The 20,840-nt window shown below is 35.3% G+C and carries 20 protein-coding genes; 18 read left to right on the forward strand and 2 right to left on the reverse strand.

Going from position 1 to position 20,840, the window contains the following annotated elements; all coding sequences use genetic code 11:
• Positions 1-14: 14 nt before the first annotated feature.
• From OOL01_RS02145 to OOL01_RS02230, 18 genes are all read left to right on the forward strand, one after another.
• Positions 15-1,094, forward strand: coding sequence for a S49 family peptidase (locus OOL01_RS02145; RefSeq protein WP_264687030.1), 1,080 nt, complete (start codon positions 15-17; stop codon positions 1,092-1,094).
• 46 nt (positions 1,095-1,140) lie between these two features.
• Positions 1,141-1,512, forward strand: coding sequence for a head decoration protein (locus tag OOL01_RS02150; protein WP_262986461.1), 372 nt, complete (start codon positions 1,141-1,143; stop codon positions 1,510-1,512).
• 36 nt (positions 1,513-1,548) lie between these two features.
• The gene (locus tag OOL01_RS02155; protein ID WP_264687031.1) at positions 1,549-2,550 is read left to right on the forward strand and encodes a major capsid protein; all 1,002 of its coding nucleotides are present in this window, start codon (positions 1,549-1,551) and stop codon (positions 2,548-2,550) included.
• 52 nt (positions 2,551-2,602) lie between these two features.
• The gene (locus OOL01_RS02160; protein WP_264687032.1) at positions 2,603-2,998 is read left to right on the forward strand and encodes a VOC family protein; all 396 of its coding nucleotides are present in this window, start codon (positions 2,603-2,605) and stop codon (positions 2,996-2,998) included.
• Between the two features lie 6 nt (positions 2,999-3,004).
• Positions 3,005-3,307 carry a head-tail joining protein gene (locus OOL01_RS02165; protein WP_264687033.1) on the forward strand — a complete coding sequence of 101 codons (303 nt, stop codon included), beginning with the start codon at positions 3,005-3,007 and terminating at the stop codon, positions 3,305-3,307.
• 1 nt (position 3,308) lies between these two features.
• Positions 3,309-3,809: a phage tail protein gene (locus tag OOL01_RS02170; protein WP_264687034.1), complete on the forward strand. Its 501-nt coding sequence runs from the start codon at positions 3,309-3,311 to the stop codon at positions 3,807-3,809.
• Positions 3,806-4,282, forward strand: coding sequence for a hypothetical protein (locus OOL01_RS02175; RefSeq protein ID WP_264687035.1), 477 nt, complete (start codon positions 3,806-3,808; stop codon positions 4,280-4,282). Before OOL01_RS02170 ends, OOL01_RS02175 begins: the two co-directional genes overlap by 4 nt.
• Complete coding sequence (locus OOL01_RS02180; protein WP_264687036.1) at positions 4,269-4,733, forward strand: phage baseplate assembly protein V; 465 nt, start codon at positions 4,269-4,271, stop codon at positions 4,731-4,733. The genes OOL01_RS02175 and OOL01_RS02180 overlap by 14 nt, the downstream gene beginning before the upstream one ends.
• Positions 4,730-4,984, forward strand: a complete 255-nt coding sequence (locus OOL01_RS02185) for a PAAR domain-containing protein (protein WP_264375431.1) — start codon at positions 4,730-4,732, stop codon at positions 4,982-4,984. The genes OOL01_RS02180 and OOL01_RS02185 overlap by 4 nt, the downstream gene beginning before the upstream one ends.
• 2 nt (positions 4,985-4,986) lie before the next feature.
• Entirely contained in the window at positions 4,987-5,322 is a 336-nt protein-coding gene (locus OOL01_RS02190; RefSeq protein ID WP_264687037.1) for a GPW/gp25 family protein, read from the forward strand.
• Positions 5,323-5,324: 2 nt separating this feature from the next.
• Positions 5,325-6,125 carry a baseplate assembly protein gene (locus OOL01_RS02195; RefSeq protein ID WP_264687038.1) on the forward strand — a complete coding sequence of 267 codons (801 nt, stop codon included), beginning with the start codon at positions 5,325-5,327 and terminating at the stop codon, positions 6,123-6,125.
• Complete coding sequence (locus OOL01_RS02200; protein ID WP_264687039.1) at positions 6,125-7,285, forward strand: phage tail protein; 1,161 nt, start codon at positions 6,125-6,127, stop codon at positions 7,283-7,285. The genes OOL01_RS02195 and OOL01_RS02200 overlap by 1 nt, the downstream gene beginning before the upstream one ends.
• A 167-nt stretch (positions 7,286-7,452) precedes the next feature.
• Positions 7,453-8,166, forward strand: coding sequence for an ankyrin repeat domain-containing protein (locus OOL01_RS02205; RefSeq protein WP_264687040.1), 714 nt, complete (start codon positions 7,453-7,455; stop codon positions 8,164-8,166).
• A 38-nt stretch (positions 8,167-8,204) separates the two neighbouring features.
• Positions 8,205-8,669 (forward strand): ankyrin repeat domain-containing protein, encoded by a 465-nt coding sequence (locus OOL01_RS02210; protein WP_264687041.1) that lies wholly within the window; start codon positions 8,205-8,207, stop codon positions 8,667-8,669.
• A gap of 4 nt (positions 8,670-8,673) precedes the next feature.
• Positions 8,674-9,108: a DUF2924 domain-containing protein gene (locus OOL01_RS02215; RefSeq protein WP_264687042.1), complete on the forward strand. Its 435-nt coding sequence runs from the start codon at positions 8,674-8,676 to the stop codon at positions 9,106-9,108.
• On the forward strand, positions 9,102-10,580 hold the full coding sequence (locus OOL01_RS02220) for a recombinase family protein (RefSeq protein ID WP_264687043.1): 1,479 nt from the start codon (positions 9,102-9,104) through the stop codon (positions 10,578-10,580). The genes OOL01_RS02215 and OOL01_RS02220 overlap by 7 nt, the downstream gene beginning before the upstream one ends.
• A 303-nt stretch (positions 10,581-10,883) precedes the next feature.
• Entirely contained in the window at positions 10,884-11,897 is a 1,014-nt protein-coding gene (locus OOL01_RS02225; protein ID WP_226079700.1) for an IS110 family RNA-guided transposase, read from the forward strand.
• Positions 11,898-11,921: 24 nt separating this feature from the next.
• The gene (locus tag OOL01_RS02230) at positions 11,922-12,470 is read left to right on the forward strand and encodes a hypothetical protein (protein ID WP_264687044.1); all 549 of its coding nucleotides are present in this window, start codon (positions 11,922-11,924) and stop codon (positions 12,468-12,470) included.
• Between the two features lie 255 nt (positions 12,471-12,725).
• Here the strand turns inward: OOL01_RS02230 and OOL01_RS02235 are convergent, their stop codons facing one another.
• Complete coding sequence (locus OOL01_RS02235) at positions 12,726-16,760, reverse strand: ankyrin repeat domain-containing protein (protein WP_406718761.1); 4,035 nt, start codon at positions 16,758-16,760, stop codon at positions 12,726-12,728.
• A gap of 617 nt (positions 16,761-17,377) precedes the next feature.
• The gene (locus OOL01_RS02240; RefSeq protein WP_319803544.1) at positions 17,378-20,812 is read right to left on the reverse strand and encodes a cytoplasmic incompatibility factor CifB; all 3,435 of its coding nucleotides are present in this window, start codon (positions 20,810-20,812) and stop codon (positions 17,378-17,380) included.
• Between the last annotated feature and the right edge of the window lie 28 nt (positions 20,813-20,840).

The following is a 20,840-nucleotide window of genomic DNA, read 5'->3' on the forward strand; positions in this document are numbered from 1 at the left end:
ATCTCGTTTACTTTATGGAAATTTTACAAACCAACTGGCTATGTAGGCCGATGATGATAGAGCAAAAAAGCTTTGACCTGTTGTCACTATATAACGGAAAACAACCTATCTTGAAAAATATAAAACATGCAGTAAATCAGAATATAGAAAAAACAGCAGTAATAGCAATACATGGAATTTTGACCAAAAAACCAGGGGCTTTTGACGATTTTCTGGGAATGACATCATATGAGAAAATTCAAGAAGAAATAGAAGAAGCATTATCAAACAAAGATATAGAAACTATTCTGCTTGATATAGATAGCTCCGGAGGAGAGGTAAACGGTATATTTGACCTAGCTGACTTTATTTATGAATCAAGAGCAAAAAAGAGGATAATAGCGATAGCAAATGATGATGCATACTCTGCTGCATATGCTATAGCCTCTAGCGCTGAGAAGGTATTTGTGAGCAGAACTTCTGGTGTTGGCAGTATAGGAGTAATAGCAAGTCATATAGATCAAAGTGGGTTTGATGAAAAATGTGGAATAAAATACACAACTATTTTTACAGGCAAGAGAAAGAATGATTTAAATCCACATGAGCCTATTAACTCTGAAGGTTTAAAAAGTTTGAGAGAGGAAATAGATCGTTTATATGAGATGTTCGTCCAGCTAATAGCACGGAATCGAAATCTTTCTATAGAAGCAATCAAATCAACGGAAGCAGGGCTATATTTTGGGGAGAAAGCAGTAGAAATAGGCCTTGCAGACGGAATGACAATTCTTTCATCTATTAATAAAAACAGGAGTATTACTATGAATGAACAAACTACAACTGACCTAGAAACTGATAATTTAACTAATAAAATCAAAAATGACAGTTATCATGCTGAAGTTCTTGAATTAATACGTTTATGCAACTTATCACGAATGCCAGAGAAAATAGGAGAATTTATAGAGCAGAATGTTAGCAGCAAACAAGCACAAGAAATATTAATGTCGATACTTGCAGAACGAACAATGAAGACTGAAATTTTAAGCACATTACCACAGAATTCGTCAGAAGATTTAATGATGCAGGTAGCAAGAAGTCGTGCACAATCTGGCATTTAGAATATTCATAGTATAACAAAAGTAAAAAATAAAGGGGAAAAGCAGAATGAGTACTATAACAGAACAAAATAACCTTGGGGATCTTCTGAAATACGAAGTTTCAAATCTATATTCAAGAGACCAAATAACAGTAGCTAAAGGTCAAAATCTTAAGCTTGGTGCAGTAGTTGCCAAAAAGACGGAAGATGGTTTTATTAGAGTCCTTAATCCCACTGGAACAGACGGCACACAAACAGCAATAGGTGCAATAGTAAGTGATGTAAATGCGACAGAAAATGCCAAAGCAGTAATTATTACTCGTGGTGCAATACTAGCAGATCATGCAGTTGTGTGGCCAGCAAATATCACTGAAGAACAGAAAGCTGAAGCAATAAAGCAACTTGAAGCACGAGGGATCATTATCCGCAAGGGAGCTTAAAAAAACTATTAAAAACACAAAAGGGGAAAATAAAAAATGCAAAATCCATTTACAAATACAGCATTTAGCATGACGGCACTAACAAATGCGATGAATATATTGCCGATAAATTATGGACGAGTTGAAAATTTAAATTTATTTCCAAGTAAGTCAGTAAGATTTAGACATATTACCATAGAAGAACACAACGGAGTTTTAAGCCTATTGCCAACGCAAATTCCAGGAGCACCAGCAACAGTAGGAAAAAGAGGAAAAAGAAAGGTAAGAACGTTTACGATTCCGCATATTCCACATGATGATGTAGTGTTACCAGAGGAAGTACAGGGAATAAGGGCATTTGGATCAGAAAGTGAACTGAAAGCGCTGGCAGACGTAATAACTGACCATTTACAGCTAATGAGAAACAAACACGCAATAACATTAGAGCATTTGCGAATGGGAGCGCTAAAAGGAATAATTTTAGATGCTGATGGGTCAGAATTATTAAATCTGTACAACGAATTTGAAATCACGCCAAAAGTAGTAAATTTTGCCCTTGGAACAGCAACAACAGATGTAAAACGTAAGTGTCTGGAAGTACTCCGGCATATAGAAGATAATCTAAGTGGTGAATATATGACAGGAGTTCATGCCTTGGTAAGCCCTGAGTTTTTTGATGCACTAACTTCGCATAGTAAAGTGAAAGAAGCATACGAGAGATGGCAAGAAGGAGCAGCGCTAAGGAATGATATGAGATCAGGATTTACGTTTTGTGGAATCACGTTTGAGGAATATAGAGGGCAAGCAACTGATCCTGAAGGAACCGTGAGAAGGTTTATAGAAAGAGAAAGTGGAAACTGTTTTCCAGTAGGAACAGCAAGCACATTTACGACATATTTTGCACCAGCAGACTTTAATGAAACAGTAAATACTCTTGGACAGCCACTATATGCAAAGCAAGAACCAAGGAGGTTTGATAGAGGGACTGATTTACATACGCAGTCGAATCCATTGCCAATGTGCCACCGCCCGGCCGTTTTGGTAAAAATTACTGTGTAAATTTGTGAAAGTATTGTAGCCTTAGTAGTATATTTTTATTTATAGGTAAAATATGACAGAACTATTAGGAAAAATAATTCCAATATTAATTATAAAAGATGCCATGTCTGCTATTGAATTATATAAACAAGCCTTGAATGCAAAAATATTGGAAATTCACTTTGATGAAAACAATAAGAATATAGTAATGCATGCAGCAATACAGATAGGTGATTCATTAGTATATATTGATGATGTAGAAAGTAATTCTATCGCTGGCGGGAATGTTTTACAAGCTGCTAAGCTATGTGTCTACGTCGAAAATGCTGACGAGTTGTTTAATAAGGCAGTAAGTAAAGGAATGCAAGTAGAAAAGCCGTTAGAGAATATGCATTGGGGTTACAGATTTGGTGTAGTAAAGGATGAATACGGTATTCAGTGGTGTTTCTCGAGTCCATTGAAAAAGTAGCAGAAGGTGAAAAACATATCAAAATTATTTAAAGATTGCTTTGAACATCTGGGGCAGCAAGCGTTGTATGAATCAAAGGATAAGTCATACAAGGTACAGATATTAAAGCAACAGCCAGATAAATTATACGAGATTGGTGAAGGACAATTTGTGGAAGAAACTTTAGCGTTAGAAGTAAGTGCGTTTGATGTGTTAAGGCCAATAGTAGGAGATGTTTTTGTTATAGGTGATCGAAGATATAAAGTACACTCACCGCCACTTAGAGACAAGTCTGGAATAACGTGGAAAATAAAAGCGTCTGGGGTGTAAAATGTCTGTTCATATAGAAGTTGAGGTAATAGAAAATGTAAATGCTAAAAGAAGAAAAGTAGAATTAGCAACGGTAAAGGCATTAAACAAAACGGCACTATGGTTAAAAGCGCAAGCAGCTAAGGAAATCAGTGAGGAAAAGCAGATAAAATTAAGTTTGATAAGAAAGAGATTAAGAATTTTTAAGGCAAAAACTAGCAGATTAGACGTGTTAATTAGAGCAAATCTCTATGACATTAGAGCATCGACAATTGGCAAGATACAAAAAACAAGAAGAGGATCGAAAGTAGGAAAGAATGAGTTTATAGGAGGATTTGCAGCAGTTATGCCAAAAGGAAATAGCGGTATTTTTAAACGTGAAGGAAGGGCAGCATTGCCAATAAAGGAAGTTAAGTTGCCACTAGAACCTGAGGCTTCAAGGATAATAGGAAATCTTGTTAATTATGAGGTTGAGGAAGTATTTACAAAATTTTTTGAACGTGAATTGAGCTATAAAGGATGAATTTGAAAGATTTACATCAAGCAATTTGCAGCACACTGAAGGAAGAAATACCGGCTATACAGACATGTGAAATTTATCCAGCAATAAGAAAAGAATTAGTAGCGCCAGCGGTGTTTGTGGAACTAGCAAGTTTAGAACCAGGTAAAGATCCAGGTACTGAAGAATTAGCTCTGAAAGCAAGATTTGAAGCACGAATTGTGATTGATAGCACAATAGAAAATGCTCCTCTTATTGTCAGAACATTAGCTGCTGAGGTTGCGAAAGTAGTAAATAAAAATACTTGGAACGTGAAGAATGTTTCGCCAGGAGAATTTATCTCTGCGGAAATTGACGGATTTAGGCCGGAGTTAGATGCGTATTTAGTGTGGATGGTGGATTGGGTGCATAGAATACACGTAGGGCGATCTATTTGGAAAGAAGGAAAATTTATCCCACACAAAATAGAAATCGGTGAAATAAATGTTAGAAAGTAATTTTGCAATTTCGGAATTACAGAGAAAACTGGCCAACATTGTTCGTATAGGAGTTGTAAAAGAAATAGATTATGAAAAAGCAAAAGTAAGAATTAAAATAGGCGAATTTTTAACAGATTGGTTGCCATGGATAACAAGCAAAGCAGGAAAAGATAGAAATTGGTCTCCGCCAGATATTGATGAGCAAGTAGTTATACTTTCCCCGCTGGGAGAATTATCTTTAGGAGTAGTACTTCCTGGAATATATCAACAAAAGTACTCTGCACCAGAAAATAAAAAAGAGGTGAGTAGCTTAACATTTCAAGATGGAACAAAGTTGTCATACGATAAAGATAAACATCATTTAGAGATTGAAGTAGTAGACAAAATAACACTGAAAGCTGGGGAATCGAGCATAGAAATGACAAAAAGTGGAATAAAACTGAAAGCAGAAAGGATCGACTTAAATTGAACAAAGGAATAGTAAGGTTAGGAGACTATTGTGGAAAAGCTATACCACATTTCTGCATTAGCGGAAGTAATAATGTTTTTGTAAACGGCAAGTCAATATGTAGGCAAGGAGACAGTTTTAGTGAAGGAAAAGTAATGATTCAAGGATCAAAAATAGTGTTTGCAAATGGTCTTAGTGTAGGAAGAGTAGGAGATATAGTTTCATGTGGGTTTAAAGTAATAAAAGGCAGTGAAAGCGTCTTTGCAAAATAGAAATGAAGGGTATGGATGCTAAAACAGGAAAGACGTTAGAAGGAATAGAGCACTTAAAGCAGTCGATAATTGATATACTGACCACTCCAGTAAACAGTAGAATCATGAGGAGAGATTATGGGTCTAGGCTATTTGAATTAGTGGATAAACCAATCAGTAGAGATTTAACTATGGAAATCTATGCAGCAACAGCAGAAGCTTTGGAAAAATGGGAAAAGAGATTTAAGTTAGAAAAAGTAAAAGTTGAAGGAGTAAAAGAAGGGAGAGTAAAATTGAATTTAGAAGGTGTCTATCTTTCAGAAGGTAAGTTCATAAATATTAATGGAGTAGTTGTTTAAAAATGCAGCAGCCAAATATTATCGAACCACTGAACTTTGAAGAGATTTTTGCTCGGATGAAAGAAGAATTAATAAGTCGAGATAAAAGTTTTACAGCACTAATTGAAAGTGACCCAGCGATAAAGGTATTAGAAGTAGCAGCATGGAGAGAGTTGTTACTCAGAGAAAGAATAAATGAAGCTGTAAAAAGTAATTTACTAAAATTTGCAACAGGAGAAGATCTTGGTAATTTAGCTGAATTTTATGGAGTAGAGAGGCAGAAAGAAGAAGATGACGAACGATTTAGAAAGAGGGTAAAAGCAAAAATAGCAGGTTGGTCAACAGGAGGAAGTAAGGAATATTATAAATATCATGCACTGTCAGCAGATAGTAGAGTAAAAGACGCACTAGTGGAATCACCTATACCAGGAAAAGTACAAATTTCAATCTTATCAACACAATTATCCACAACTGGCATAGCGTTAGAAGAGTTACTAGAAATTGTAAAAAAGCAGGTTACTAGAGATGATATAAGGGTTTTAACCGATACAGTAACAGTGATAGGTTGCAATATTACGGAAATAGATATTCACAGCAGAGTGAGCGTAAGTCCTGTAATATCAGAGGAAGAAATCAAGAAGCAGTTCATTAAGAAGTTTGAAGCAAATAGAAGGCTGGGATGGAATGTAACAAGATCTTGGATAATAGCAAATTTGTTTGTAGAGGGTGTAGAAAACATAGAATTAATCGAGCCAAGAGAGGATGTTGTGGTGCTAGGTAATGAGTGTGCAAATTTGCGAAAATTAAAAGTTGAGTTGAATTAATGTTATTGCCACCAAATGCAACAAAACAAGAGCAAGCACTGGTTGATGCAATTGATTACAAAGTTGATCCAAGCTGTATCAAAGGATTTAAGTTTAATCTTAAAGAAGAAACATTGCCGTGGTTGATTGAGGAATATGAATTGGGGGAAATACTACGCTGGGTAAAAGACAAAAGAAAAGCTGTAGTAGAAGGAGTGAAATTTCAAAGACTACGTGGAACCCCAGCATCACTCAAAATAGCACTAAAGTGGGCAAATATAGAAGATATTACAATTATTGAAGAGCCACCCGGTAAACACTTTTTTGAGTTGCAAGTAGGGATAAAAGAGGTACCAAATGACTTCTTCGTAGATGCAGTAGTAGAACTTGCAAAACTATCGTTACCAGCAAGATCGCGGCTAATGAGGATTTTCAATGATCACTATAACGTTGATAGGTTTATTTTAGATGAAAGTTTATTTGGAAGTTTGTTATCAGACTACTCTGGTATAAAAGTTGAAAAAAATGGGCCAGTGTTATCGTTTGGAAGAATAAATTTTTTCAGTTCTAGAGGTCCGTTAGTAGAGATTGTAGACAACTATTTAAGAGAGCATTATGAACAAACATTTAGTAATGACATATATCGATTAGATGTAGCAGTACTTGGAGAAACAGAGGCTCATACAAAGGATTACAAAGGCATTTATGAAAGAAGTCATCAGTGGTACAACTTAAAAGCACTATATCCTCTATCACAGAGCTTATTACCAGAAATAAAGTTTGCCAAAGCACAGATTGTACTGTCAGATAGCTGGAAATTAGGAGAAATAAATGGGTGCTTTCCAGTAAGTAGCATAGAAGAAGAAGGAAATAAATTTCTATTGGGAAGCGATAAACTTTCAGGGCAATATTGGAATCTAAAACACAAGCCAATTTTAGAAAGATTTAGCGTTACTCACAACTATAAAGTAGAAAATTATACAGATCAGAAGGTCAGAAAATATGTTTTAGCAGAACACAACGTTTACTATAAAAATGATTTGGATTCAGAGCAAAAAGACTCAATACACGAATTAGAAAAGCACATTTTAGTGTTTTACCCGGGAGTACTGAAATGGCACGAACATCGACATTTGCACAGAAATTGGAAAAATAGTCAAGTGATATGTCTAATAAGTTAAATACTTATATTTAGATCCTCATATATTATATTAATAATAGGTAAAAGTGTATGAAATAAAAAGAAAAGGACTTGCTTTCTTATGCTAAAAAGGACATGACTCAAATAGCAGCAGGTAAACATAAGAAATTTATCTGGCGCTAGAAAAGCTAATTTTGTGAGGTAAGTATGAAGTTTAGCAAGAGTAAGTTTTTTAAAGAAGTATCAAGTAACGGGTTTAAAAACATTAATAAAAGAAATAAAGAAGAAGAGACAATATTACACCAAGCAGCGGAAATCTCCGATTACAAAACAGTGAGATTATTAATAAAAAAAGGGGCAGAGGTAAATGCAAGAGATAAAAATGGTTATACGCCACTACACTGTGCAGTATTCGCAAAAAGTTTAGAAAATGTAAAAGTACTGCTAAGGTCGGGAGCAGAAGTAAATGCCACTCAATATGTCACTGGATGTACGCCACTCCACTCTGCATGCAAAATAGGAGGAGTTGAAATAATAAAAGAGCTAGTAAAAGCAGGAGCTGAGGTTAATCAACTGAATAAATATGGTGCAACACCAATGTATTACATCTGGGAAAGTGAAAAGCATTGTCTATGTGATAGCAAAGAGAGTGAAAAGGCAAGTAAATTTTTGAGAGAAAAAGGAGGAATAACAAAAAGTAGAGAACTGACCTGCTATGGAATAGAGAGGCTAGTAGGAGAAATAGCAGACATGTTGAATGGAAGCTACATGCCGGAGCTAAAAATAATAGAGATAGGAGAAATAAGGAAGAGAGACAAATCGCTAATAAAGAAAGAATGTCAAAATTTAGCAAGCAAGATAATCAGCCAAGTGAATGAAATGATAGATGAGGTAGAAAATGTAGTAGGAAGAAAGGCTTAAAAAGGGGACTTGATTTTAAAGAAAAGGTGAGGTGGATTATGTTAAAGCTTGGCAAATTTAATAAATCAGCAAAAGAATTATCAGAGAACTCATATAAAAATATTTATGCAAGAGACAGAATAGCTCTGCATTACGCGGTAGACGCAAAAACAGTGAAGTTATTAGTTGAAAAAGGAGCGAATGTGAATGTAGCAGATGCGGAAGGATATACAGCACTGCACCTAGCAGTAACGGAGAAACGTCTAGAAATCGTGAGAGAATTGATAAAATCAGGAGCAGAAGTAAATGCTGAGGAATATGGAAATAAATGCATACCGCTACACCTTGCATGTATGTTAAGTGAAAAAGAAATAGTGGAGGAACTAGTGAAAGCTGGAGGAGAAATAGAGCAAGCAGATAAATTTGGAATGACAGCGATGGATTATGCGAAAAATAGCAAAGAGATAACCGAGGTATTAAAGAAAGAGACAGACAGAATTGAAAAGCTATTTATGAAGGGCTAAAAATATGGAGGAAGAAGTAGAAAAGAAAGTAATGAATTTAGAGAGAAAACCTTTGAGTGAGCTGAGAAAAACGTGGAAGAAGGTATTTGGGGAAGAGGCACCTAAACATTCAAAGAAATATCTGATACCTAGATTAGCTTATAGAATGCAGGAAAAAGTATATGGAGAAATGTCAAGAAAAGGATTAAAAAGACTAGAGTATCTGGCAGATCGGCTAGAGAAGGGAAAAAGAATAAGTAGCGATAAATTACCAGTAGAAGGGACAGAATTAATACTAGAGAGAGGGGAAGAGACGCATGCAGTAATGGTAACAGATAAGGGTTTAATCTACAGAGAAGAATTTTTTACGTCATTGTCAGCAGTAGCCGGAAAAATAATGGGAATGAGTTACAATGGGCCGCTTCTATTTGGAATGAGAGATAAGGAGAAAGAATGCTGAAAGAGGTAAGATGTGCGATATATACTAGGAAGTCAAATGAAGATGGTCTAGAACAAAAATTTAATAGTCTTGATGCGCAACGTGTAGCATGTGAAAAATATATAAAAAGCCGAGAAGGATGGGTAGCATTGGTAAAAAGGTACGATGATGGAGGATATTCAGGGAAAAATTTAGAAAGACCAGCGATAAAGGAATTATTTGAAGATGTAAAGGCAGGAGAAGTAGATTGTGTAGTGGTATATACTCTGGATAGGCTATCAAGGGAAACAAAAGATAGTATAGAAGTGACATCATTTTTTAGAAGGCATAGAGTAAATTTTATAGCAGTAACGCAGATATTTGATAATAATACGCCAATGGGAAAGTTTGTACAAACAGTGTTATCAGGAGCAGCACAGCTAGAAAGAGAAATGATAGTAGAAAGGGTAAAAAATAAAATAGCAACATCAAAAGAACAAGGGTTATGGATGGGTGGAACTTTGCCGTTTGGGTATGATGTAAAAGATAAAGAATTAATAATAAATGAGAAAGAAGCGAAAATAGTAGGGCACATATTTGAAAGATATTTGGAGTTGAAGTCAATGGCAGAGTTGGCAAGGGAACTAAATAGTCGAGGTTACAGAACAAAATCAGATATCTTTAAAAAAGCGACGGTGAGAAGAATAATAACAAATCCAATATATATGGGAAAAATCAAACATTATGAAAAAGAGTATGAGGGAAAGCATGAGGCAATAATAGAGGAAGAAAAATGGCAAAAAGCACAAGAATTGATAATGAATCAACCATATAGAAAAGCAAAATATGAGGAAGCGCTGCTAAAGGGAATAATTAAGTGCAAGAGCTGTGATGTAAATATGACGCTGACGTACGCAAAAAAAGAGAATAAAAGGTATAGATATTACGTATGCAACAATCATTTAAGGGGAAAAGGTTGTGAATCAATAAACAGGACTATAGTAGCAGGAGAAGTAGAAAAAGAAGTGATGAAGGGAGTGGAGCAGCTATATGAAAATGGGAAAGAAAAGACCGAAGAAAAATGGAAAAATTTAAGTTTTGGAAAGCAGAAAGAAGTAGTGAAAAAGTTAATAAAAGGAGTAATGGTGAGAGAGGATGGAATGGAGGTGAGTTCTCAATCAGAGGAAAAATTTATACCAATAAAAAAGAAAGGAAATAAATGCACGGTAGTAGAACCAGAAGGTAAAACAAACAATGCGCTACTGAAAGCAGTGGTAAGAGCTTATCTGTGGAAACGTCAACTAGAGGAAGGAAAATACGCAAATATAAAAGAGCTAAGTAAGAAAATTAATATAGGTACAAGACGTATACAGCAAATTTTGAGGTTGAACTATTTAGCACCAAAGATTAAAGAAGACATAGTAAATGGGAGACAACCGAGAAGTTTGAGATTAGCTGATTTAAGAGAAATACCGATGCTGTGGAGTAAGCAGGTGAAGAAGTTCTACGGTTAAATTACGCACATTAAATACAACAAATTTTAATAGAGAGATGATATGAATTGTTATTGCTTGGTTGGAAGCATGAGAAGGTATAATAACTTCTCAGAGTGGATAGGTGGCAGGTTGAAAGTTTTTGTGAGGCCCTTTCTGCTTTTTGCAGTATACAGGAAAAAGACCTCGTGAGGGAGATTAATCGCCCCTGCCACCGAAAACCATCATGCGGCCTATAAAATTTAGTGACCGCGTATAGGAGAATGGACCAACCGGTAATATTCTACTCTGATATATTGGAGTATTCAATAAGAGGGAAAATTTATGCGTTATATAGGTGTTGATTTACATACTAATAGTTTTACTGTTTGTTATTTAGAACAGGAAAAACCAGAGCATATTAAAACATTTCGCTTACAGGATTTAGATAAATTTATTAAAGATCTTCGAGAAACAGATGAAGTAGCTTTTGAAGCAACAGGGAATAGCTGTTTCTTTTATGATGAAGTGTCACCCTGCGTTAAGCGTGTTGTTGTGGTTGCTCCCTTGCAATTTGAAGTTATTCGTCGTTCTGTAAATAAAACAGATAAACATGATGCAAGAGCTATTGCTTTTTTTCTCAGCAAAGATATGTTGCCTGAAGCAAAATGCAAGAGCAAACAATGCCAACAGTTAGCTTCTCTTCTTAAAACAAGAGATCAGTTAGTAAAATCACGGGTATCTTTAATCAATAAAATGCATGGACTTTTCAATTACCACGGAATAAAGATTAAAAAGGAAGTACTGACAACCAAAACGGGATTTGAACGCTCTCTAGGTAAACGTGATTGGAGTTACTTGGAAAAGGTTGAGATTGAAGTAATTAGCAGTAACCTGGAAGTTATTCGAGAAAGTCTCAAAAAACTTGAAAAGGAAATGATAGCTTTTGCCAAACAGCTCCCTGGATTTAATAATCTCATCAGTATTAAAGGCATTGGTGCAATTTCTGCAGCTGTCTTTGTTGCAACAATTGGTGATATTAATAATTTTAGTAATCCAGAAAAACTGACAGCTTATTTTGGAATTGTACCACGAGTTTCTCAATCTAATCAACAATGTACAATTGGAAAGATTACCAAACGTGGACCGAAAATAGGTCGTACTTCTTTAGTACAGTGTACTTGGATTGCTATACGTTATAGCCCTTATTTGAGAAGCTTTTATGAACATGTGAAAAAAAAGCGTGGTGCTGCTAAGGCTATTACTGCAACTGCTAGGAAGTTTCTAACAACCATTTTCTATACTCTTAAAAACAACTGGGTTTTCAAAGATTTTACAAAATATGAAATTTATAGTTGACAACAATCATAGGAGAAAAACATTATGAAAAAGATAGGGAAAGCTATTGCTAGAAAATTTAAAAATAGGAAGGGAGGCCCGATAGCCACCACTGCAAAAGGAGCTGCTATAGAGGAATTAAGGACTTTTAATATGCCAGAAGATGTTGAAGAAGTGAAAGTTGAGGTGAAAGAGCAAACCAATGTTGATAAAGCTACAGAGACCGACACTCAATTATATACTGAAAATAATGAGATAGAACAACCAATATTTGAAAGCAGAGAAGAAATGCAAAATGATTCAGTAGAAACCACTGCAGAGCCAAACGCCCCTGACAGCTCCTCTTCTACTGCATATTTCGATAGTGAAGGAAATTCTGTAGACGAAAAATCATCAAAATTATTGGTAAGTTGTGTTGCATCTTATCTACTGATTGAATATTCCAAAGCACACGTTATAGCGGTAATTGGAGGGATTGTTGGGTTGGTTTGTATGGGTTTTTCCCTGTATAATGCTATAAAGCCCAATACCAAATTTGAAAAAGTAGAAGATTTGGAGCAACTTATCGCTCAGCCTTGTTTGAATCCAGCATAATTGGCATTTTTGTGGTCTTTTATGCGGTTAAATCCATAGATTCATTTGCTGCGGTTTTTATGGGGTTTATAGCAATAGTTGTAAAAAATGACCCAAAAGCATAAACCTCAAATAACTAGGGGCAACAACGTTATCTAAGTGGAGAAAATTGCCTCTCTTCACTCAACTTCAGGATCTTAAAAAGCTATTTTAAAAACCATAAGTTTAGAAAAACCTCTAAAACTTAACCTCCATTCCTTCTCAAATTGGGCTATTTCAAACTTCCACAACTGCAGGATTAACACAATTATCAATTTCAACATTACTAAGCGCTGTATTTGCCTTATACGAACAGTAACATCCTACTGCAAGAAAAGTTAATGCAGCTACAGCGAGTGAAATACATATTGTTAAATGAAACATTGTTAAACTTGCACCAACAGCAAATGCGCCAGATAACACAAAAGAAACAGAGGCGTAGGTTATTTGCTTTCTACTTTGAGCGCTTACTGCCAGGAGTTTCTTGTTTTCATTATCTGGATTAGGGTTCTGCTGAGTGTCATTTAGCTGCTTTGCTAATTGATCTTTTTCTTTAGCCATTTTAGTGACTTGACCTTTTAGACTGCTAACCTCTTGTTTGAGTTGAGCTTGAGTACTCTCCAGAACTTCATCTTGCTTTGTGAGTTCACTTTTCAATTTCGCCTTCTCTGTCTCAAATTCAGCTTGAGTAGCCATCAACTCTTCCGTCTGCCTTTCAAGCTTCCCTACAGTGACACTAAGCTCGGCTACTTCTTTAATTTTGCTTCTTAGCTCTTCCTCTTTCCCTGCAAGCTTAGTTTTTACTCCCTCAAATTCCCCTTTAAGCTCTCCTACTTGACTAACCAAACTACTATTCTCTCGTTCTAGTTCAGCTTTTTTTTCCTTAAGCTCTTTAGTAAGTGTAGTTACTTGATTACCTAATTCAAAAGCCTTCTGTTGTTCTTGTGTTAACTTTTCTGCTACATTATTCAGCTCTTTTCTAAGCTGCTCTTCTAGTTGACTATTTTGCTTAGTCAGTTGAGTTACTTCACTAATTTTTGTATCCAGAGCTTGATTTGCATCATTTAGCTTTTTACTTTCATTTTTAAGTTTTTCAGTAAGTGTATTTGTCCTACTAGCTAGTTGATCTCTTTCTTTAGTAAGATCATTAATACTTGCTTGTTGATTTAATGTCTCGTGCTCTAACTTTAAAACCTTTTCATTTACATTACCCAGCTCTTTCTTGCTGTTTTCAAGATCAGCCTTTTTCCTCCTAAGTTCCTCAGTTGTTTTATCCAATTCTTGCTGTACACTACCCAGCTCCCGTTCTAACTGAGCTTTTGCACTCTCGAATTCTTTAGTTTTTGCATTCAAAGCTTGATTTGCAGCATCTATCCCTTTATCTTTACTTGCAAGCTGTTCTTGTAGCTCTTCGATTAGCTGGTGCTGTGTACTATTTAGACTTTCCTTTAGTTGACTATTTCCTCCAGCAAGCTTAGCCGCTTCACTAACTTTTTTATTTTGCTCTAATGAGCTTGTGCCCTGCTGTGTGTTTGCATGCATTTTACCCTTCTTATGATCATTGCTTACAGTTTCCTCCATTGAAGCCCCTGCATTATTTATTGCATTACTTTTTTTTGTTGATGAAAGAACATTTTTTTCCGTCTGTTGGCTACCAGCACTTTCAGGTTCTGAACTTTTTTGATCGCCTGATTGACCGTTACAATCTTCCTCAGCCGTTGTTTGTGGTGTATTGCCTTCATACTTATCTTCACTAGTACCCTTTACTATATCCTCTTCTGCAGAATAGAACTCATTATCACTCCCTTCAAAGCCTTGTTCACTACCAAGTAGAGTAACTTGTGCTTCTTGACTTTCACTGTCTAATTGTGATTGACTAAATAGATCTTTGAGCTGAGTATTACCTTGCTCAGTTGCAAGTGCTACTGCATTTGGGTTTCCAAAACAAGGGTCAGCTCCTTTGCTTAAAAGCAATTTCACAATTTCAATATCTTTATTTTCCAAGGTTCCATTATTTGCAAAACGCCTTAGTATTTCAGTATTTTGTTCTTTAGAAGTATGTTGTAGCAGAATCTTTATTGTTTCTTTTGTGTACTTACTTCGTTTATTATAGCTGTTAGCAATAATTTCTTGTCCTAATTCAGGAGTTGCATTAATGCCCGCTCCATGTTCAAAAAGCAAAGATGCTAACCTGTCATCATTATTCTTTAAAGCAAAATAAATTGGTGTCTTCTTACCTTTATTAATTTCAGCTCCTTTACTTAAAAGTAGTTTTATAACATCTTCTTTTCCTTTTTTACATGCATAACCTAAAGCTGTATAACCATGAGAAAAGACAGCATTAATATCAACCTTCCTATCTTTTAAAACATCTTCATAAAACTCAAACCAATCAGTACCTAGACAGGCATTCATAAGAAACAAATAGGATAATGATATCTCTACTTCCTTATTACCACGTAATACTTTGAAAACCTTATTAAGGTCTACGTGATCTATTAACAATTTCGCCGTTTCTAAATCTTTATTATTAAATGTTGAAAATGAACATTCCGTAAATCGACCTCTAGGAATGATCGAAAGATCTGCTCCTGCATTTAAAAGTAGCTTTACAATTTCAATATCTCCACTCCTTGAGGTTTCATTATTTACAAAACATTCTAGGACTTTAGTGTTTTGCTGAGGAGAAGTATGTTCTAACAGAATTTCCATTGTCTCCCTCTTGTATTCACGGCTATTATTAATAATTTCTTGTTCGATTCCAGAAGATATATCAATTTTTGCTCCATATTCAAAAAGTAAACGTACTGAATCATAATAATTATACTTCAGAGCAATAAGGATTGGTGTTCTGTGGGCGTATATGCCATTAACTTTATTAACATCAGCGCCACTGCCCAATAGGAATTCTATAACATCTTTTTTATTGCATCTGCATGCATAGTTTAAGGCTGTTTCATTATGCTCATCATCACAAATATTAATGTCCATCTTAACTCTTTGTTTAGAAAGAACTTCTTTAAGAAACTCAAACCAATTGCCATCTTGACAAGCATTTTCAACAAAACAATGTAATAATGGCTTTCCAGATTCCTTTATATCTAGATCTTTCACTTCCTTCACTAGCTCTCTTGCCCTTTTAAGATCTCTATCTTTAAACGCTGAAAATAAGTATTGTCTAAGTAGAGACACAAGCTCAGAATTGCCCTGAATGATTGAAGGGTTAGCCCCTTTACTTAAAAGTAACTTTACAATTTCAATATCTTGATTTTCTAAGGTTCCATTATTTGCAAAACGCTTTAGCATCTCAGTGTTTTGCTTAGGAGAAGTATGTTGCAACAAAACTTCCATTGTTTCTTTTGTATATTTACTGCAGCCTCTCAGATTGCTATAAAGAATAATTGAACTTTCCAATTCAGGAGTAACATCAATCTTTGCTCCATGTTTAAAAAGTAAGGATGCTAAGTCGTGGTCATTGTTTTTTAGAGCGTAAAGGATTGGTGCTCTCTTTCGCGATTGACTAACTTTATTAACATCAACTCCATAGCTCAATAGTAATTTTACAACATCTCTCTTTTTTGAGTTTGGTCTTTCTTTGCTGCATGCAGCACTTAAAGCTGTTCCTAACTTTGGATGAACTTCAATGTTAAGGTCAACGTTACTGCCTTGCTTCGATAAAACATCTTGATAAAATTTGAACCAATCCTCACTCATGCAAGCGCGTAGAACAAAAAAATACAATGCGGAACCGGTAGGGTATTCTGGTAGAGTTATATCAAGGTCATCCACTTTCCTTACTAGATTTTTTGCCTCCTGTAAATCTCCATTATGAAATGCATGAAATAAACGAACTTTAATATCTTTTTTGTTTTTTTCTGTTTCTCTATCAGTCGATTGTGTATTTTTAGAAGATCGCTTGAAATTATTCAGACCACTATTATCGACCTGGAGTTTTCTATCGTAATCATTCCTTTTCTTTTCATCACTTAGTACTTCATATGCAATATTGATTTTTTTTGCAGAATTGAACTTTTCTTGAAACTTAGCCCAATCTTTTTCTTCTGATTGTGAAAATGCCTGTCTATTATTGGCTTTGCATAATAATTTATTGTATATGGGTTTTTCCTCAGGGAAAATAATTTTATCTGGGTGAAGTATAAGCACTAATCTATTACGTGCTTCCTTTATCTCTGTAAGAGTAGCATTTCTTGACACCCCTAATATCTTATAGTGATCAATCTCAGAGAGACCGTTAACGTTGAAACCAGGCATAAATTCCTTTAGTAGTGCTATAATACTTCCTTCATTACTAATGATGTCACTCACTCAAGTTCTTGTCAACATAAAGCCTATTCTAATTGAACAAAGCACTATGCTTTCTAGCATCAACGAAAATTTATTTGTTTACTTTTTTAAAAGCATAAAAGTAGTACGTATATTTGTGAGAGCTTTTTACGTAAAAGTGGTGTTTCAAAAATAAAAACGCAAAATTGTTGCAACAAAGTTAGGCAAACTAGTTCATATATAAATTTAGCAAAAAGCAGCTAATATAGCTAGTTTCAGCGAATAGCAAAATCACTATAATAAAAAGTTCGCATATATCACATGGTAGACCATGCCATCCCAAAACGAACAATTCTCAGCGCCCTTGGTTTTAACCACTGAAAATGGTCACATTGTTTAAATTTATTAATGCTATATACTACCAAATTAATAGTTGCTCATTTAAGAACCTCCTTCAACTTTACCCAACTCGACACATATACTTTTTGAAAAATTGCTGCAAGTAGAAAAAAACAGGTTACCCACCTTAACTTCTTTAAATTTGCTCACAATCTCTACTTGATGCATAAGGTTTTTGTTACACTCCTTTCATCTACCGATTACCTCTACCTACCGCCTTTACCTCTGCTAAGGTCAGAAACGCGACTAGCTTCAGGACCTTCTAAACTCGACTGTGGCAGGCCACCAAAATTACTGTAATCACTAACACTAAGCGATATAGGTGCTTCTACTGGTCCACACCCTCCTCCTACTCTGTGATATCCTAATTCTAGATAAGTACGTAGCAATGGATCAATTTGTCCTCTATTTTGAATGTATGCTCGCAATTGCACACCTTGAAATCCCGGATCATTCCTGAATAATTGTGAAATGCCCACTCTCATGTTCTGAAAGTAATTTCTATCTCTGTTGGGGTGGTCTCTTCCAAGAAAATCGCGTATTATATTTATGATATTCTGCACTTGCCCAACAGGATTTTCGTTTAGAACTCGATTAATATCACTAGCATTTTCTAATGCCCATAAACCACAATTCCAACCATCTGTTTGCTGACTAACAGAAACATTATTAATCCTGATATTATTATCTAAGTTATTTTGAATGATATCAGTAATACCACCTGGGACAGCAGTAGCAGTTGAATCAGCATAGTACCCAACATAGTTCCCATTTTGATGTTCAATCACTAGTGTAACCCAATGAGTATTATTTAAAGTAATGATTAAAGTTAAACGCTGTTGTTCTTCATTTTCCCTAAATTGATTTAACACTCTAACAATGTGCTCGTTACCGTCATTCCTTGCCAAGTTAGCTACTTCAAAAGTGTGATTACCTTCAGTACGAAGCTGATATTGCAATCTTCCAGCGTGAGCTATATCAATTTGTTGAAGCCAGTAATCATAATGTCCATTTCTCGTTGCAAATTCTAGTGTAAGTAGATCATTTACTTCTATCCCTTGATTTCCAAGAATATCTCTTATTTGTCTTCTTATTCCTTGTGCTGTAGGAATGGCATTACCACCTTCTCTTATTCTTGACCTTAGTATTTCTAGGAGTTGTTGTATACTACCTTCGAAGGTAATGATACTAACACATCGATTATCACCTAGATCAAACGGTAAAATCCGGCTCCGTCCGGGATTTTCTCGAACATAATTTATTAAATTTTCACGAGTCTGATCTGATAATAGACCCTCTGGTGGATTTTCATCAATAACACTTTCAGGTCCCACTAATCCTCCTGGTCTTGAGCTGCGAACATGACGATCAAGCCTGTGTACATGCTCTTCTCTTCCTATCCCTTCTGGGAAAAGTATAAGATTACCTGCTTCGTGTGCATCTCTATTAAACACAATAGGAAACAAAACCACCTCATTTCCAGAAGTAATAGGTATAAATCCTCTGTGTTGTTTCTTAAGTCTTCCGATTTCTTGTCTCGCATCATTTTGCTGTTGTCCTACTTCTTCTGAATTATTAGCAAGCCTTAACACATATCCAATTGGGTGAGTATCTAGGTCATTCTCTCTAGGTTGTCTTAATAATAAAAGATCTAATCTCTGTTCTGTAATTCTTGTGAGTATTACCCTTTCTCCTTCTTCTTCCTGCCCCCTTTTTAAACTATATGTTTGACCAACTTTATACATAGCAAGCACTTTATAAGGATTATCACTAGCATAAAATGTACCATGTAGTATAGAACGGAACTTATCCTCACTATTAACATTTATTGTATCCACAAGCGGCATCAATGCTCCAGAGATCTCTTGAAATAATCCTCTATGCTGAGCTATATTTTTCCAGCCATCATTCACAACTTGATTTAAAGTATTATGTACATTTTCAGTATTGGGCACTTGTACAAGATCACCAGCAAGAAAATTATTTGCATTATTATTTTGGTAATCGTGATATAAACCAAGGTCATTTGGTAGATCAATATCTAGTTCAAGTTGATTATTAAGTGTGCATGAAACTTCCCACACATGAACATCATTTCCATTAACATTAAGAGTCTGTAAATTGATGGCTCCTTGTTGTTGCGCATCGTGAGCTCTAATATGAAGTATAACTATATCAGAACCTTCAGCATGAAAGACCATAGTTAAACATCTTAAACCCTCATCACCATGTCTAAATATGTACTTTGTTATAGGTGCTTCGTCTTCCTCTTCTAGTTCTAAAGGGTGCCTATCAAAAGCACTATTCCCAAAAGCAAAACCAGTTATGCAATCAAATATTCTATCATAATTCTCTGCATTTCTTGGTATTTCAGCAGGAAGATGGTGAAGCAAGAAATCTCTAATATTTTCTCTAATTCCTTCATTCTCCAAACACTCAAATAATCTTTGTACTAAAGGAAATCTATCCTGTTGAAGCCCTACTATATCAACACTAAAAGGATCTATATTTAAATTAAAATTTAATCCAACACAAACAGTATGTTCTGATGTGGTATGAATAGGTATAAATGAAGAAGTGTGTAACCTTCCAGCGTAGCCTATGGCACAGTTTAATGCAACATCTGACGGTGTGTCAAATATAGCAAGATTAATAACAATAGGAATATTTTCTCTTTCTGCTTGATGGCGTACAAGAAATGCAACATGTGAGTTTCTAGGAGATAAGTCAAGGTCAATATCTATTGTGCAAAGATGACTAAAATTCGCTAAAAAACCTAATAAAAACCCATGACTCTCAAACTTTTGACTGCGACCTTCAATATTATTTTCTATCTGTGCCCTATAATTGTTATAGGTATCAGTTACATATTCTAAAATATCTCCTCGGAGAGAATCCCTTACATCTTGTCTTTGGTTACTTGCTAGCATTTCCATAAAGTTGTCAATCCTCTGCTGACCTGGTTCTACTCGTGTAAAATTGACTGACCTACCAAGTTGTCTGAGCTGATTTTGATTAAGTTGTCTTCCTCCTATTTCCTTAATTGTTAATCTGTGATTTCTAAAGAGTTGCCTCAAGAAATGAACCTCAGATGCTGAATATTTGGCAAATTTATCTCTACCCCTAAAATCCTTTTCACGAATCACCTCGAATACTGTTGCAATTGCCTCTCCCTGACTCTTGCCCTTTCCATGCATGCATACTTTGTATTGCTCAAAATTTAGGTCTTCTTCCATTAAACCTTGATTTTGCCGTATAATTTCTTGTACTAGAAAATCTCTCTCCCTTTCACTAAATCTTAACCCATCACTATTAGGACGATCAGAAATACTGTAGCATCTGACAACTTGCTGTCCGTCACGATAAACAGCAATTTTTAGGTTTCCTGTATTTCGATTTTCACCATTACGTGGATTAACACCATGGTTATCAAAACGAAAATAGACTCTCTCATTTGCATTTAAGATATTAGCATCATGTGCAGTAGCAAACATACTAAAAAAGCATATAGGAAGAAAACGACCTGCATTCACATAATGCAAGAAAGATGGACATTTATCTAAAAAAGATTCAAATCTTTGTCTGAACCCTTCAAGATCTCCATCCACTAAACTTCTGACAAACCCATCACCATTACTCATACAAAATACCCCTTATTTACTACGACCA

Source organism: Wolbachia endosymbiont (group B) of Rhopobota naevana (assembly GCF_947250615.1).
Taxonomy (GTDB): domain Bacteria; phylum Pseudomonadota; class Alphaproteobacteria; order Rickettsiales; family Anaplasmataceae; genus Wolbachia.

Coding starts and splice junctions, on each gene's coding strand:
- OOL01_RS02215 (WP_264687042.1), top strand. CDS start 8,674: ATGGAGGAAGAAGTAGAAAAGAAAGTAATGAATTTAGAGAGAAAACCT.
- OOL01_RS02180 (WP_264687036.1), top strand. CDS start 4,269: ATGTTAGAAAGTAATTTTGCAATTTCGGAATTACAGAGAAAACTGGCC.
- OOL01_RS02145 (WP_264687030.1), top strand. CDS start 15: ATGGAAATTTTACAAACCAACTGGCTATGTAGGCCGATGATGATAGAG.
- OOL01_RS02190 (WP_264687037.1), top strand. CDS start 4,987: ATGAAGGGTATGGATGCTAAAACAGGAAAGACGTTAGAAGGAATAGAG.
- OOL01_RS02210 (WP_264687041.1), top strand. CDS start 8,205: ATGTTAAAGCTTGGCAAATTTAATAAATCAGCAAAAGAATTATCAGAG.
- OOL01_RS02155 (WP_264687031.1), top strand. CDS start 1,549: ATGCAAAATCCATTTACAAATACAGCATTTAGCATGACGGCACTAACA.
- OOL01_RS02205 (WP_264687040.1), top strand. CDS start 7,453: ATGAAGTTTAGCAAGAGTAAGTTTTTTAAAGAAGTATCAAGTAACGGG.
- OOL01_RS02225 (WP_226079700.1), top strand. CDS start 10,884: ATGCGTTATATAGGTGTTGATTTACATACTAATAGTTTTACTGTTTGT.
- OOL01_RS02230 (WP_264687044.1), top strand. CDS start 11,922: ATGAAAAAGATAGGGAAAGCTATTGCTAGAAAATTTAAAAATAGGAAG.
- OOL01_RS02195 (WP_264687038.1), top strand. CDS start 5,325: ATGCAGCAGCCAAATATTATCGAACCACTGAACTTTGAAGAGATTTTT.
- OOL01_RS02200 (WP_264687039.1), top strand. CDS start 6,125: ATGTTATTGCCACCAAATGCAACAAAACAAGAGCAAGCACTGGTTGAT.
- OOL01_RS02220 (WP_264687043.1), top strand. CDS start 9,102: ATGCTGAAAGAGGTAAGATGTGCGATATATACTAGGAAGTCAAATGAA.
- OOL01_RS02175 (WP_264687035.1), top strand. CDS start 3,806: ATGAATTTGAAAGATTTACATCAAGCAATTTGCAGCACACTGAAGGAA.
- OOL01_RS02235 (WP_406718761.1), bottom strand. CDS start 16,760: ATGCCTGGTTTCAACGTTAACGGTCTCTCTGAGATTGATCACTATAAG.
- OOL01_RS02240 (WP_319803544.1), bottom strand. CDS start 20,812: ATGAGTAATGGTGATGGGTTTGTCAGAAGTTTAGTGGATGGAGATCTT.
- OOL01_RS02170 (WP_264687034.1), top strand. CDS start 3,309: ATGTCTGTTCATATAGAAGTTGAGGTAATAGAAAATGTAAATGCTAAA.
- OOL01_RS02160 (WP_264687032.1), top strand. CDS start 2,603: ATGACAGAACTATTAGGAAAAATAATTCCAATATTAATTATAAAAGAT.
- OOL01_RS02150 (WP_262986461.1), top strand. CDS start 1,141: ATGAGTACTATAACAGAACAAAATAACCTTGGGGATCTTCTGAAATAC.